14 protein-coding genes are annotated in these 13706 nt (G+C 33.7%); 3 read left to right on the top strand and 11 right to left on the bottom strand.

Annotation, left to right across the window (positions count from 1 at the left end; genetic code table 11):
• Positions 1–8: 8 nt before the first annotated feature.
• The 3 genes from DW114_RS21365 to DW114_RS18120 all read right to left on the bottom strand — a co-directional run bounded on the left by DW114_RS21365 (position 9) and on the right by DW114_RS18120 (position 2242).
• Positions 9–173, bottom strand: a complete 165-nt coding sequence (locus tag DW114_RS21365) for a hypothetical protein (protein WP_158552344.1) — start codon at positions 171–173, stop codon at positions 9–11.
• Between the two features lie 5 nt (positions 174–178).
• Complete coding sequence (locus DW114_RS21360) at positions 179–331, bottom strand: hypothetical protein (protein WP_158552343.1); 153 nt, start codon at positions 329–331, stop codon at positions 179–181.
• A gap of 135 nt (positions 332–466) precedes the next feature.
• On the bottom strand, positions 467–2242 hold the full coding sequence (locus tag DW114_RS18120) for an ABC-F family ATP-binding cassette domain-containing protein (RefSeq protein ID WP_117455303.1): 1776 nt from the start codon (positions 2240–2242) through the stop codon (positions 467–469).
• Between the two features lie 191 nt (positions 2243–2433).
• On the opposite strand from DW114_RS18120, the gene DW114_RS18115 reads away from it, so the two are divergent.
• Positions 2434–4185 carry an Hsp70 family protein gene (locus DW114_RS18115; RefSeq protein WP_117455301.1) on the top strand — a complete coding sequence of 584 codons (1752 nt, stop codon included), beginning with the start codon at positions 2434–2436 and terminating at the stop codon, positions 4183–4185.
• Between the two features lie 28 nt (positions 4186–4213).
• Here DW114_RS18115 and DW114_RS18110 read toward each other — a convergent pair whose 3' ends face one another.
• From DW114_RS18110 to DW114_RS18080, 7 genes are all read right to left on the bottom strand, one after another.
• Complete coding sequence (locus tag DW114_RS18110; protein ID WP_117455299.1) at positions 4214–4498, bottom strand: DUF2500 family protein; 285 nt, start codon at positions 4496–4498, stop codon at positions 4214–4216.
• Between the two features lie 60 nt (positions 4499–4558).
• Positions 4559–5887: an RsmB/NOP family class I SAM-dependent RNA methyltransferase gene (locus tag DW114_RS18105; RefSeq protein ID WP_117455297.1), complete on the bottom strand. Its 1329-nt coding sequence runs from the start codon at positions 5885–5887 to the stop codon at positions 4559–4561.
• Between the two features lie 21 nt (positions 5888–5908).
• Positions 5909–8338, bottom strand: coding sequence for a hypothetical protein (locus DW114_RS18100; RefSeq protein ID WP_117455295.1), 2430 nt, complete (start codon positions 8336–8338; stop codon positions 5909–5911).
• A gap of 79 nt (positions 8339–8417) precedes the next feature.
• Positions 8418–8849 (bottom strand): VOC family protein, encoded by a 432-nt coding sequence (locus tag DW114_RS18095; RefSeq protein ID WP_117455293.1) that lies wholly within the window; start codon positions 8847–8849, stop codon positions 8418–8420.
• Positions 8850–8858: 9 nt separating this feature from the next.
• Positions 8859–9239 carry a hypothetical protein gene (locus tag DW114_RS18090; RefSeq protein WP_117455280.1) on the bottom strand — a complete coding sequence of 127 codons (381 nt, stop codon included), beginning with the start codon at positions 9237–9239 and terminating at the stop codon, positions 8859–8861.
• A gap of 19 nt (positions 9240–9258) precedes the next feature.
• The gene (locus tag DW114_RS18085; RefSeq protein WP_117455278.1) at positions 9259–9669 is read right to left on the bottom strand and encodes a hypothetical protein; all 411 of its coding nucleotides are present in this window, start codon (positions 9667–9669) and stop codon (positions 9259–9261) included.
• A 325-nt stretch (positions 9670–9994) separates the two neighbouring features.
• Entirely contained in the window at positions 9995–10873 is an 879-nt protein-coding gene (locus tag DW114_RS18080; protein ID WP_117455276.1) for a MerR family transcriptional regulator, read from the bottom strand.
• 208 nt (positions 10874–11081) lie between these two features.
• Between DW114_RS18080 and DW114_RS18075 the strand changes: the two genes are divergently transcribed.
• A complete protein-coding gene (locus tag DW114_RS18075) occupies positions 11082–11648 on the top strand; it encodes a VanZ family protein (RefSeq protein WP_117455274.1) in 567 nt (188 codons plus the stop codon).
• Positions 11649–11913: 265 nt separating this feature from the next.
• On the opposite strand, the gene tnpA is transcribed toward DW114_RS18075, so the two are convergent.
• Entirely contained in the window at positions 11914–12324 is a 411-nt protein-coding gene (tnpA, locus tag DW114_RS18070; RefSeq protein ID WP_233509470.1) for an IS200/IS605 family transposase, read from the bottom strand.
• An 816-nt stretch (positions 12325–13140) separates the two neighbouring features.
• Here tnpA and DW114_RS18065 point away from each other — a divergent pair.
• Positions 13141–13706 (top strand): serine hydrolase (locus tag DW114_RS18065; protein ID WP_147323141.1); only part of this gene is annotated, 566 nt, incomplete at its 3' end.

The raw sequence follows: 13706 nt of genomic DNA, 5'->3' as shown, positions 1-13706 counted from the left end.
TGGCTGTTTTATTTGTGAATTAATGATTGTAATTCTTCCAATGTATCACATGTAAATATAAGATCAGCTATTTCTTCTAATTGTGAAGAATTTAAGGAATACAGCCAATCACTTGCATCCTGATGGTATTTCTTCAGGATTTGTTTACTTACGACTTTTAAAATCCCTTTCAATTCTCCTACATTTTTTTGCCATTATCTAATGCAACTTCACAATTTGAGTTTCTAATGTAACTTGAATTTTCATCATCTCCGATAAACAAACACTTTGCTATGATATCATCGGTATATGGCAAAAATCTTTTTCTGACCTTCTTTTTTTCTTCCGTCATTTTGTATCCTCTCTTTCTAGGTAAAAATCCCTACATATAATACATACGTAAAAAGAGGTCAAAAATCCTAAAAAAATTAAAAAAAAGCAAAACAACCTATATGTAATTATTAAAAAGCACAATCTGATTCACAGACTATGCTTTTCCTTGCTTCATATTTTCGATTTCCTTTTGTTTTTCACTTAGATATTCCCAACGTTCCATCATTTCTTCTAACTTTTGTTCAAGGGCTGCTCGCTCATCACTTAAAGCGTTCAGCTTCACAAAATCATCACTGCATGCTTCCATTTCTTTATCAATCGCATCCATTTGTCCCTGCACTTTATCCATTTCCTCATCCATGTTTTCTAATTCGCGTTTTTCCTTAGAAGACATACGAAGGGTCTGCATGGCTTTATTTTCAGTCTTTGTATCATTTGTTTTCGTTATCGTTTTTACCTGATTGATATCAGATAATTCCATATACGCACTGTATCCACCGATAAAGGACTTGATGGTTCCATCTGCCTGAAAGATAAATAATGAATCACAGATTCTGTCTAGGAAATAACGATCATGACTCACAACCAGCAGTGCCCCATTGAAAGCATCAAGGTAATCTTCTAAAATCTGTAAAGTCGCAATATCTAAATCGTTGGTCGGTTCATCTAAAAATAAGATATTCGGTGCGCTCATTAGCACTTTCAAAAGATATAAACGTCTTTTTTCTCCACCAGATAACCGCCCGATGTTGGTATATTGCATTTTTGAATCAAACAGGAATCGTTCCAGCATCTGGGAGGCACTGTAGGTTCCATCATTTGTTTTGATTTCATTGCTTGTTTCTTTGATATAATCAAGAATACGCATATCAGGGTCCATCTCTTCATGACCTTGTTTAAAGTAAGCAATTTTTACGGTTTCTCCATGGATAACACTTCCTGTATCCGGTGTGATTTCTTTCGCAAGAATATGCAAAAGCGTACTTTTTCCACACCCATTTGGTCCGATAATTCCGATTCGATCATTGCGTTTCATACGATAAGAAAAATCATGGAATAATACATGACCATCGTATTGTTTGGCAATCTGTTCGATTTCAATCGTTTTCTTTCCTAGGCGGGATGTCAAGGTATCCAAGGTTACATTTTCATCTGTTTTTACATCTTCGATTGCGCTCATATCATAAAAACGCTGTAAACGTTCTTTGCTTTTGGTGCCTCGTGCCTGTACGCCAGCACGCACCCATTCCAGTTCTTTTCTAAGAATACTTTTTCGTTTCTTTTCCTGAGATAATGCAATCTTCATCCGTTCCTCTTTCATTTCCAGATATTGAGAATAATTCGCATCATAACTATACAGATTACCACGATCTATTTCTATCATCTTTGTACACACACGTTCTAAGAAATAACGATCATGTGTGACCATAAAAATCGCTTTACTGTATTTTTTCAGATAATTTTCCAGCCATTCAATCATGGTGTTATCTAAATGATTGGTCGGCTCATCCAGCAATAATAAATCACAAGGCTTTAATAGCGCTCTGGCAAGTGCCACACGTTTACGCTGTCCGCCACTTAAGACATTGACTTTCTGGGTAACATCCTGAATGCCAAGTTTGCCTAAAATACTTTTGGCTTCATATTCCTGAATATCCTTATCCATCGCTAATATCTGATGCAGTATTGTTTCATGTTCTTCAAACACCGGTTCCTGCGGCAAATAGGATATACGTAAACCATTTTTCTTTAAGATGGTACCTTTTTCAATTTGTTCCTCACCAATCAGTATCTTCAACAAGGTTGTTTTTCCTGTACCATTCACACCAATCAATGCGATTTTATCTTTATCTTCTATCGTAAATCCAGCATCCATCAGGATTTCTTTAACATTTTGATGCTTTGTGATATGTTCTGCAGTTATTAACATTTGCTTCACCACTTTCCATCGTCTATTTTATCACAAACAAATAGGCTTCCACCATCGAATCTTGTAAATCATATGAGAAAGATGGGAAAAAAGCATAAATTGTGTAGCGTATTTCTAATTTTTTGTTCCTTATCGCGTTATTATAAAAAGTATTGTATAATGAAATATGCGATAAAGGATGTGATCAGTGTATGATGATAGGAATTGATTTAGGTACCAGCAATTCGCTGGCATGTTGTTTCAAAGATGGGAAATGTGTCTTGATTCCAAATCGTTTCCATGAATATTTAACACCCTCTGCCATCAGTATCATGGATGATGGGACAGTGGAAGTAGGAAAAATTGCAAAGCAGCGAAAAATATCACATCCGGATGTGAGTGCAACCAATTTCAAGCGTGATATGGGCAGTGATAAAATTTATAAACTCGGTGATAAATCTTTTACGCCGATAGAGCTATCTTCACTGGTAATCAAATCACTGGTTGAAGATGCTCGTATATTTTTAAATGAAGATATTGAGGAAGCGATTATCAGTGTGCCTGCATATTTTGATGATACAAAGAGAAATGCTACCAAATTAGCCGGTGAGCTTGCAGGTATTAAAGTGGAGCGGATTATCAATGAGCCAAGTGCTGCGGCATTATATGAGCATATGATGGATACCATAGAAAAAACTTATATGGTCTTTGATTTTGGTGGTGGTACGCTAGATATTTCCATTGTGGATGCCTTTGATAATATCATTGAAATTATTGCGGTAAGTGGAGATAATCATCTAGGTGGAAATGATTTTGATGAGGCTTTGTTAGAGTATTTTCTGATGGAGCATAATCTGCTTGGAAAATTAGATATTCATACCCACTCTGTTGCTAGAAAACAGGCAGAATTATGCAAGATTGCATTAAGTACGCAAAAAGAAGCGCAATTTCAATTACATGTGGAAGATCAATTATATACAAGTATTATCACAAGAGAAAAGCTTATTGCCATATGTGCAAAATTGTTTAAAAGAATCTCCATACCTATGAAAAGAGCGCTGTCTGACAGTCATTATGCCATTTCAGATATTGATGAAATCATTATGGTTGGCGGCTCCAGTAAGATGTGTATCGTTCAGGATTTTGTGAAACAATTGATGCATAAGCAACCTGTTGTATCGATGGACTGTGATACTTATATTGCCATGGGATGTGGTATCGCCGCAGGTATAAAAATGCGTAAAGATGATATCAAAGATGTTATTCTAACGGATATCTGTCCATTTTCTTTAGGCATTGATGTCATCAATCATGATCTAAATGATCATCGCATGTTATTTTCCACCATCATTGCGCGCAATACTACCTTACCAGCCAGTCGTACGCAAACCTACTATACAGCACATGATCGTCAAAAAACTATTGAATGCAATATCTATCAGGGAGAAAGCATGTATTGTGATGAAAATCTGTTTCTTGGTTCTTTAGACATTGACATTCCTCCAAGGCCAAAGGGTGAAATCATTATTCAAGTAACCTTTCGTTATGATATCAATGGTATTTTAGATATCGAAGTATATGTGCCTGCCACAAATGAAACAATATCAAAAGTGATCATTAATGAAAAATGTCAGTTAAGTGAAGTGGAAAAGGCTAAAAGACTGGAGGCTTTAAAACAGTTTACACTCCATCAAACAAATGATATGCAGCTTGCGGAGCTGATTTCAAAAGGAGAAAGTCTGTTTTATCAATGTAGTAATGAAACCCGTTCTCAAGTGATGGCAGCAGTAAATTATCTTAAAAAAATAAAAAACAGCAATCACATCAGTCAACAGAAAAAAGGAATGGAAGATATACAAAACTTCTTCCAACAAGTAGAATCCAGCTTGTATCAGGACCCTTTTCAAAACGATATAGATGATTTTCTTTCTGGCGAAGTTAAGCAAAGAAACTGGATGAATTAAAAAAGACAAGCGATAATTGCTTGTCTTTTCAATTTAAGTCAAATTCTTTAATATGTTTTCCAAAGGATATTAAATCATCGCCTTTATATTTTAGTATTCCTTCTTCTCCACAACATACAGAATCAAAAACCATGGGCCATACAAGAAATGAACGTTTCTTTCCATCTTCTAATTGAAACGTTAATTCATAATCTTCTTCTATAAGTGATGCACCTGATGCTGTTGGTGAGTGATGCAGAATATTTTTTTCTATTAAAATGGCATGACACTGTATTTTTTTTCGTATGTGCTCGCGTAGAGCGATAAGCCGCAAGGATCATCAACCCAAACATTAACACATTGATTATCCATATAAGGTGCTCCATAAAATCCATTAGCGTATTCTCATACCTTTCGGATATTTATTTTTTATGACCATGCCATCTCCTTTTCCAAAACCAATTGGATGATGATGCCAGCTTAATGCAATAAAACCTTTATAACCTGATACAGACAGCTGGTTCCCTTCCAAAAAAGCATGACATTCATCTTCACTCATATCATAAATATGTTGATAACGGTTTTGTAGAAGTGATGCTGTATAAAAATGTTGATGTGGTTCTATTCGATTTTTTATGATTTCTCCAGCAAGGATTCCCTGACGCAGGATTCTTGTTTTTTTCAACTTGATAAACGGTGTATTCTTTAGATATACTTTATCATATAACACGATATGATAAGGCAAAGCTTCATTTAACTGATTTGAAAGAAAATCATTCACAAAAGAAGGCAGTCCATCATTTGTGAGTTTTTTTAATTTAACACTTTGTTGCGGACCATGTTTTTTCATCTTTGCGATAAAATGTCCTTCTCCCTGATCCATTGGTAAAATTCGTCTTACCAGCGTGTGATCTAAATTTTTATAAGGAAATCCCACGCGGCCAAAATTAACGCCTGCATCTATCAACTCCATATCTGGATGTTTTTCTAAGAATGCATATACTGTTTCTTCATTTTCTTCCATAGAATAGGTACATGTAGAATATACCATGATTCCATCTTGTTTTAATGCTTCATAAGCACTGTCTAAAATCAATTGCTGACGTGTAGCACATGCACAAACATGTTCTTCACTCCAATCATCCATCGCTTTAGAGTGTTTCTTAAACATGCCTTCTCCACTACATGGGGCATCCACCAATACTTTATCAAAACATCCCATCATTTCCTCACATAGAATTTCTGGTCGCGTATTGGTAATCATACATTCTCCAAATCCCATACGTTCCATATTTGACATTAAAATCACAGCACGTTTCGCATCAATTTCATTGCTTACCAAAAATCCAGTATGATGCAATTTTGCGCCAATTTGTGTACTTTTACCACCAGGTGCTGCACATAAATCCAATACCCAGTCCCCAGCCTGTACATCCAATACTTCCACAGCACTACTTGCACTTGGCTCCTGCATATAAAACAACCCTGCTAAATGCGCCGGATGATTACCTAAATGTGCAACATCTTCTGGAATATAGAAAGAATCTGAACAAATCTTTGATGGTGTCATTTCACATAAAGACAATGCCTTGATTTCTTCAATATCACTTTTACAAGGATTGATACGTATTCCTCGATACATTCCTTCCTGTAACGTCTGTTCATATGCTTCATATTCATCGCCTAAATAGCGTTTCATTCTATCTAAAAACTGTTCTTTCATAGTCTACCTCTTTTTCATTCATTATTGTAACATATTACGATCATGCTGGACACATTCATCCAAAATCCTGCGCAGTTTTATAAAGAAATATGCAATTATGGAAGAAATCACCCACGATGCCAGCATAAATAAAACAGGAATAGAAATATATGAAATCATCGGTATTTCTACATTTGTAAAATCTTTATATACCAAAAAAATCAAAATATAAATACAAATCAAAGAAGCAATCATCGCAAACATATGGTGCTTTAATAAATTAAATGTTGTATTTCTTGCATATAATAACTCCAAATGCTGCTTTGTGTCGCCAAACAAATAATATATGGTCATCTCTTTTTGATTGGTTCTTCGATTGCGATCAATCAGATATAAAAAGCCAATCATATATATCATAAAGAAGGTCACACCAATAAATAATAAGACGCCTCTTAATTCCTTAATATCCACAACAAATACCTGAAACATACGCGAATTTGACACAAACGCCTGATAATATGCATTCGTATTCAAATATCGTAAAGCATCCAGCATTTCTTCTTTCTGATTACTTTGATAGAATAGTTTATCTATTTTATAATTGGCTTTCATATATGGTTGTAAAAATGATGCACTCATCATAATCTTTCCCGATCCACTTTCAGGGAAAAAATCATCAGAAAAAATATAATCTCCAATCGTCATAATTCCTTTAATTTTCACGGTTTTATTCATAATCATACTATTGCCCGGTTCTCGATTGATACGATAGGCATTGACTGTCACTTCTTTGCCAATCAGTTCTGATGCGAAATGATAGTAATCGTTCATTTTTTCTTCCAGACTCATATCATCATTTACTTTGACATCCCGATAGCGATCATGATAAATCAACTGATATACAGCATAAAAATCCAGATACGCCTCATCATCTTTCAAATGTATATCAGAAAGAAACGTTTCCCCGTTAAAAAATGCTATTTCATTTTTGGGATATTGTATCTGTGTTAAAGGAACTGATCTGTTTTGATAGGTCAGCTGTTTTACCACATCCGGAAACGTTGTCTGTTTAGAGGCATCGTGATTTTTCATAAAGCCGGCCTTCACAAACAAATTCCCTGTATATAACTGATCAATATATTTACTATCATTTTCATCAATACGCTGAATTTGGATACCCAGATTCGGATTATCATCAATTGACAAAATGCCACTGATTGTTAATGTTCTACCATACCATAAGATTTCTTTGCCTATGACCTTAGATACATCGCTGTTTTCATCTAATCCTTCAAAATACCCTGAGCGTAAAAGACTTTTCGCACTTACAGATGAAATACATGCTTCAAAATAATTCTTTGGGAAATGCCCCTGTATCTGATGAAATCCTTGATTCTCATTTTTTAGTTCAATCAAATGATATGTATATAAATCATCCGGATTCCATTTCGTACCGTAAAATCGATTCATTTCTTGTTCCGGATTTTCTATTTTATAACTATAGATAAGGTTTCCTTTCAAATGTTTTGATAAAGCTTCGCCATCACTTTCTTCCATATCCGCATAATAATTAGGATAGATTTTTCCATCATCCCCCACTGCCTGTTTTTCTATTTGAATCATATTCTGATGAAAACTGGATAATACACTTTCTTCTAAATCCACAAGATGCAGCTGGGAATTAAACATGACTACATTAATCGCAATTACGCTGCACAAAAGGCATAAAAATAATACACGGAATTTCCATAAAGAGCGTTGATTGATATCCCTCCAAATCGCTTTTTTCTTTATTGCGGGCATATGAAAAACACGTGGCTCTATGATATGTTCATGTGCAATCTGGTGTAAACTGTCAGATACCAGATATGCTTTACGACATTCTAAGATATGATCTGCGAAAGCATTTGCCTCAAAATCACCACATACAACTACTAATAACTGCTGGCTGCATTTTTTCAATAACTGATAAAGCTGAATACGTTCTTTCTGTGAAAATGGCGAACTATATACATCATATACTATCATCTGACATCTTCTTAACAAACAACGGACAATCACAACAGCTGCCTGATCTTCAAATTCTAAATCTTCAACTGCCACACGTTTTTTATCTATTAGATGCCATTCGCTTAATAATTGTTCCACATCTGCCTTGGGATATGCAAAGCCAAGTGTCGCATTTTCATAGACACTTTGATTCATTAATAATTGAAAATCACCAAACAATCCCTGTACAAAGGTATTACGTAAGATTCCTTTTGTGATGGCGACCTTATTTAATGGATTATCCTGAAAATAAACACTGCCATATTTAGGATAACATTGTGCTCCTAAAAGTTTTGCCATCGCTCGGCTGGCTTTTTCTTCTGCACAAAAAGAAACGAAACCTTTTGAAGCCAGTTCAAAGGAAACATCTTCCAGTATCGTTTCTTTATGATCATGAATGCTTAAATGCTCAACACGAATCATAGCGCACTCCTTTTCTATATTTTATAGGGTATCTTATCTATCTCCACATGTCAACATTTGTATAAAAATCGTAAGAATTCTATTCTTCATGATATGGACCCGTTACCTCTAATTCATTTCCATCAGGATCCTCAATTGTGAAATAGTAGTATGGTGCTTTGATATTTACATACCTTAAATCCGAAAGTTTTCCAATCTGTAGCTTTTTTAGTCGTTCATATTCATATCGCAAATCTTCACATTCATAATTGAAGGTCACCATCGTATTCACTGCCTTTTGTTTACAGGCAAAATCGGTTAAATAAGCTTCATTAAAATGTTCGTCAGTCTTATTTTGTTTTATCAATTCTTCATCAAATGCCTCATTATATAACGCAATTGTATCTCCACAAGTGAATTGAACAAAACGATTTTCTGAATACACCTGCGCCTTCTGATTCAGGAAAGCTTCATAAAACGCAATCGATTTCTGCATATCTTTTACAGATATATAAGTACAGGTCAATTTCATATTCTTCTCCTATTTTAAATCATAATTTTCTTTATAATGATCATATGCCACAAACGGCTGTTCAACATTTTCAAGCAAGTATACCAATGTTTCTGATAATACTTCTGTATATATGCCAATACGTTCTCCATAAGTTTCTTTTTGATGAATATATAAAATACTTTGTGCTTGGATACTTTGAATATCTGCCAAAAGATCTCTAGAAATATTTTCTTTATAAAACGAATCCTTCAGGCATTTTAAACAAGCAAATATTTCATCAAACAGTTTTTCAATTTCTTCTTCACTTTTGATGCCATAACGAAGCTTAAAACAATATCCCTGATCAAAACATGCTTCATTACTACCAGCGTGTACTTTCAACAGACTCCTTGCTTCATCCTTTGTCATCATCAAATCCTCCTTTTTCCTATAATTCTGAAAATATCTTAATACCTAACACCAACATGAATACACTAAACAATAAATAGAAAATGGACTCTAAAATCATAGAAATCGCACTTCCTTTTGTACATTTATCGGGATATTCAGGATTATACAGTATATTTATTTTTTTATAATATCCCATTTCTTTACTCTTAAACAAAAACGTAATAGGCCGCACACACTTTAATGTCTTATCTAACGTTTTCACCTCTATATATGGATAAAAGGAGGTTGATGTTTTCACATGTGAATATGTATATGATCCTGTGATGATTCCTTCATATTTCTTACTGTTTCTTCTGATTCGCATATCCTTGATCAACATACGAATCATCGCATAAAAAAGCAATATTGCACAGATGATTACCAATATTCCTGCTATGACCAATTTCATCTATATCTCTCCATTCGCATAAAACTGTTTTCTAATATTCTATCATAAAAAGCATTACTATAAAATAGTGAATTCTTAGTTCCTGTTACAAAGTTTCATATAAAGATAAAAGGCAGTTTAAAATAACAATCACAAAGTTACAAATTTATTGTTTTACATTTACTAGATTCAACATATTTCTTATATTTAATTTAATCAATAAAAAAAAGAGTGACTAATTACATAGTTCACTCCTTATAAAATGTTGATATTGCAGAACACAATAATTTTCATTGGTTTTTCTTAAGAATCGAAATACAGCCATGAGAGATAATGAGAAATTATCTTAATTCATTCCCTTTTGATGCTCAAAATAATAGCGTAATGCTTCACCGATATATTTTGATGCGCCAATTCCGTATTTTTCATCTATTATTTTAATAACATTATCATTTGTTGAATATTGATGAATCATATATTGCCAGGTTTCTTTTGTTTGTATTTGTGGGAAATCATCACTTTGTGTTAATTCTACTATTTTTTGAACACTACTTTGTACTTCTCGATCTTTAATATCTCTTGATAGATCCGATACAAGTTCCTTCATATATTGATCATTCTTTTTTATATAATCCAAGCTATTCAAATTTTCCATCTTCTCCATATTTTCTGAGAAATTTTCCATATTCTTTTTCATTGCGACTGCATAATTTTCCACGCTGCCATAATATTCGATTGCATTTTTAGCAATACTTTCTCCATGTTCTTCACATTTTTTAATGAGCTTATCAAATTCTTCCTCACTGCCCCAATGAGCAATAACATCCTCTTTATGTGTTTCTTTGAATTCTTTTAAAACCTCAAGATATGCGTCTATTCTAAATGCTTCAAAATCCATACATGATTCTCCTTTCTCAAGCTTATCCAGTAATGCCAGTAATCGATTATAACGATCACGTTTTACGGTTAATAATGCTTTTTGTTGTTTGATTGCTTCTTGTTGATTATACTCTGGATCTGACATAATATGCTTAATATCCTTTAGTGAGAAATCAAGTTCTTTAAAAAACAAAATCTGTTGAAGCTTTTCTAATGCTTCGTTATCATATAAACGATAACCAGCTGCTGTTAGTTTTGTTGGATGAAATAAACCTATTTCATCATAATATTGTAAAGTTCTGACACTGATTCCTGTAAGCATTGCTACTTCTTTTATCGTTTTCATATTACATCAACTCCTTCATAAAGATAGTAATCTAATCTGCCGGCTGATTAAATCATCTATCTGTCTATATCCTAGCTTATCACGTAACGTGAGAGTCAAGTCTTTTTTTTCAAATACTTAATATTTCTTAATGAATTCTTATGGTCACACAAAGAACTGATGAAAATAGATGCTCTATAATAAAAGGCAGCATAAGGAGGAATTAATTATGCATAGATTAGAATCTTACATCAGACTTGCTTTCATTTTTATTTTTATATTTACTATATTATATCTTCCGATTTCTCATCAATTGAAAAAACATGGAATCCCAATTCCTCGACAAATCAGCTGGCTGGGGTTATTCTTATCGTTATTTTTCATTATATTTGCGACTATTTTATATACGCCGATTTCTTTTCATTCAAACACGCATACCTTGAATCTGATACCTTTTTCATGGCTAAACAACTTAAACAAATTTGATGAATTACTTGTTGAGAAAATTCCTAACATTTTATTATTCATCCCACTAGGATTTTTTATTCCAATGGTGTATGAAAAAATGCGCTTTCTTCATAAAACTTTATGGATTTCATTTTTGATTACCTTTAGTGTTGAATTCATACAATTTTTCATTGGTCGTTCATCAGATATTGATGACATTATCACAAATCTATTTGGTGCAATGATTGGTTATGGTGTATTTCATTGTTTTCAAAAATCACTTCATTTTCATAAATTCTGGCATGTATCTACAACAAAGAAAAAACGTAGAAGCAAATGTGATTATTAACTTACCATCTTGCATTCACATCTTTTTCATAACTGATTCTTCAAAGATAGAGTAAACAAAAGTTATCATCAAGGTGTATTTTAACTTCATAATCAACCAATTTGCATACAGGTAGTATGATATCAAAACCACCCGTAAAACGGGTGGTTTGTTCTGAGCCTATAAGGCTCTTTTACTTTTGCTGCGCCTCAAGACGCTTGCTTTCACTTTGTTCAAGCTACTAATGCAACTTGCCCCTTTTGCTACCCCTGAAGGGGTCTATGTACTACTTGCCTTGACCCTTAAAAGGGTCTTCATATTCTTTTACACTTATTTTATCTTTTACTATATCTTTTTGCTCCTGCTCTCTTATATATTTTGCTATTGTGGCTTCATTTAATCCTACTGTACTGACATAAAATCCTTCTGCCCAAAAATGTCGATTCCCAAATTTATATTTTAAATTTGCATGTCTATCAAACATCATCAGTGCTGATTTCCCTTTTAAATACCCCATAAATGTTGATACACTATATTTAGGCGGTATTGCTAATAGTAGATGTACATGATCTGGCATCATATGCCCTTCTATGATTTCTACTCCTTTATATTTGCATAATGCCTTTATTATTTCGATTAAATCTTTTCGGTATTGATTATATATTACTTTTCGTCTATACTTTGGAATGAACACAATGTGGTATTTTCACATCCACGCTGTGTGGGCTAATGAGTTATACTTTTTGGCCATGCTTTATCACCTTTCCTTTTCTAATAGTAGCTTGAACAACTCTATTATAATACGGAAAGGTGATTCAACTGTATAACTTTTTTTGCCCACCCGCTTAGCGGGTGGTTTTTTGTTTCGTATGCCTTGCATACTTCAACTGACTAAAGTCTTCCCGAACTCCGCGGTACTTCGCGAAGTTCTCCGTATCATATAAGCATTAACGGGGCGTTGCCCCTTTAATGCTTACACACTACATACAAATATAAAAAATAAAAGGATTGTTTCCTTTCAGACTACTTCTGCTTGTGTCAGCCACAAGCCCAATATTGCCAGTATCAACCCAATCCCTATTGATAAACTGGTTACTGCTCTTATAGAGCCTAATTATCTGTATGTATTTACAGACCACATACAAGGTCTTTTCTGCCTTTTCCTTTATCCCCTTTCCTATATTTCTATCCTAAATTAAAAGAGGAACACCGCTTGCTAAAGCAAATGTCCCTCTTTCTCTTATAGGATAGACAGATTGTTTAACAAGTCTATTTCAGCCTATGCCATGATTTAACAGTTAAAAGCAATAATAGACTTGATATGATAGAACTTACCTGTTTACAACTTATCCTTTTCAATTCAATCGCTCAATAGCAATCATCGTGTTTATTATCTACACATTATATTGTAGATACATGGGAAAAGATTATTCATAAAAATTTGTATAATAAACAAAGGGGATATGATATAATGGGTTTAACAAATTCGAATTTGAAAGTGAGATGTAGTTAAATGAATAAAGAAGAATTGCATAGTGTTATAGGAGAACAACAACCTAATATATGCCAAATGGTAGTGCTTAAAAACGGCAACATTATTTATAGTGATACCTGGAATGATTTTAATGCAGACGATAACATTCATATTGCTTCGGTAACAAAAAGCATTATAGCCATACTTATTGGAATTGCTATTGACAAAGGTATGATTAAAAGTATCCATCAAAAAGTATTGGATTTTTTCCCCGACTATGTGCTTAAAAGAGGAGAAAAGACCATACACAATATTACTTTATATCATTTGCTTACAATGACCGCACCATATAAATACAAGTCGGAGCCTTGGACAAAAGTATGCACGAGTGAGGATTGGTCAAAAGCAGTCCTTGATTTACTCGGCGGTAAAAGCGGTATTATAGGTGAGTTTAAGTATTCAACACTCGGCATACATATATTGAGTACAATAATAACCAAAGCAAGTAATATGACAACATTGGAATTTGCCAATGAATATTTATTCAAGCCCCTTGAAATAAAAGAAAGACATCTTTATACAGTAAAAAACAAAGAGGAACATAT

It is taken from the genome of Absiella sp. AM09-50 (assembly GCF_003433845.1).
Taxonomy (GTDB): Bacteria; Bacillota_I; Bacilli_A; order Erysipelotrichales; family Erysipelotrichaceae; genus Hoskinsella; species Hoskinsella hominis.
Note: the sequence above shows the minus strand (reverse complement) of the source record. Positions and strands in the feature narration are given on the sequence as shown.

Excerpts from the sequence above, each read along its gene's own strand:
- DW114_RS18080 (WP_117455276.1), bottom strand. The coding sequence starts at position 10,873 with ATGAAAACGATAAAAGAAGTAGCAATGCTTACAGGAATCAGTGTCAGA.
- DW114_RS21360 (WP_158552343.1), bottom strand. The coding sequence starts at position 331 with ATGACGGAAGAAAAAAAGAAGGTCAGAAAAAGATTTTTGCCATATACC.
- DW114_RS18120 (WP_117455303.1), bottom strand. The coding sequence starts at position 2,242 with ATGTTAATAACTGCAGAACATATCACAAAGCATCAAAATGTTAAAGAA.
- DW114_RS18115 (WP_117455301.1), top strand. The coding sequence starts at position 2,434 with ATGATGATAGGAATTGATTTAGGTACCAGCAATTCGCTGGCATGTTGT.
- DW114_RS18085 (WP_117455278.1), bottom strand. The coding sequence starts at position 9,669 with ATGAAATTGGTCATAGCAGGAATATTGGTAATCATCTGTGCAATATTG.
- DW114_RS18075 (WP_117455274.1), top strand. The coding sequence starts at position 11,082 with ATGCATAGATTAGAATCTTACATCAGACTTGCTTTCATTTTTATTTTT.
- DW114_RS18100 (WP_117455295.1), bottom strand. The coding sequence starts at position 8,338 with ATGATTCGTGTTGAGCATTTAAGCATTCATGATCATAAAGAAACGATA.
- DW114_RS18105 (WP_117455297.1), bottom strand. The coding sequence starts at position 5,887 with ATGAAAGAACAGTTTTTAGATAGAATGAAACGCTATTTAGGCGATGAA.
- DW114_RS18095 (WP_117455293.1), bottom strand. The coding sequence starts at position 8,849 with ATGAAATTGACCTGTACTTATATATCTGTAAAAGATATGCAGAAATCG.
- DW114_RS18090 (WP_117455280.1), bottom strand. The coding sequence starts at position 9,239 with ATGACAAAGGATGAAGCAAGGAGTCTGTTGAAAGTACACGCTGGTAGT.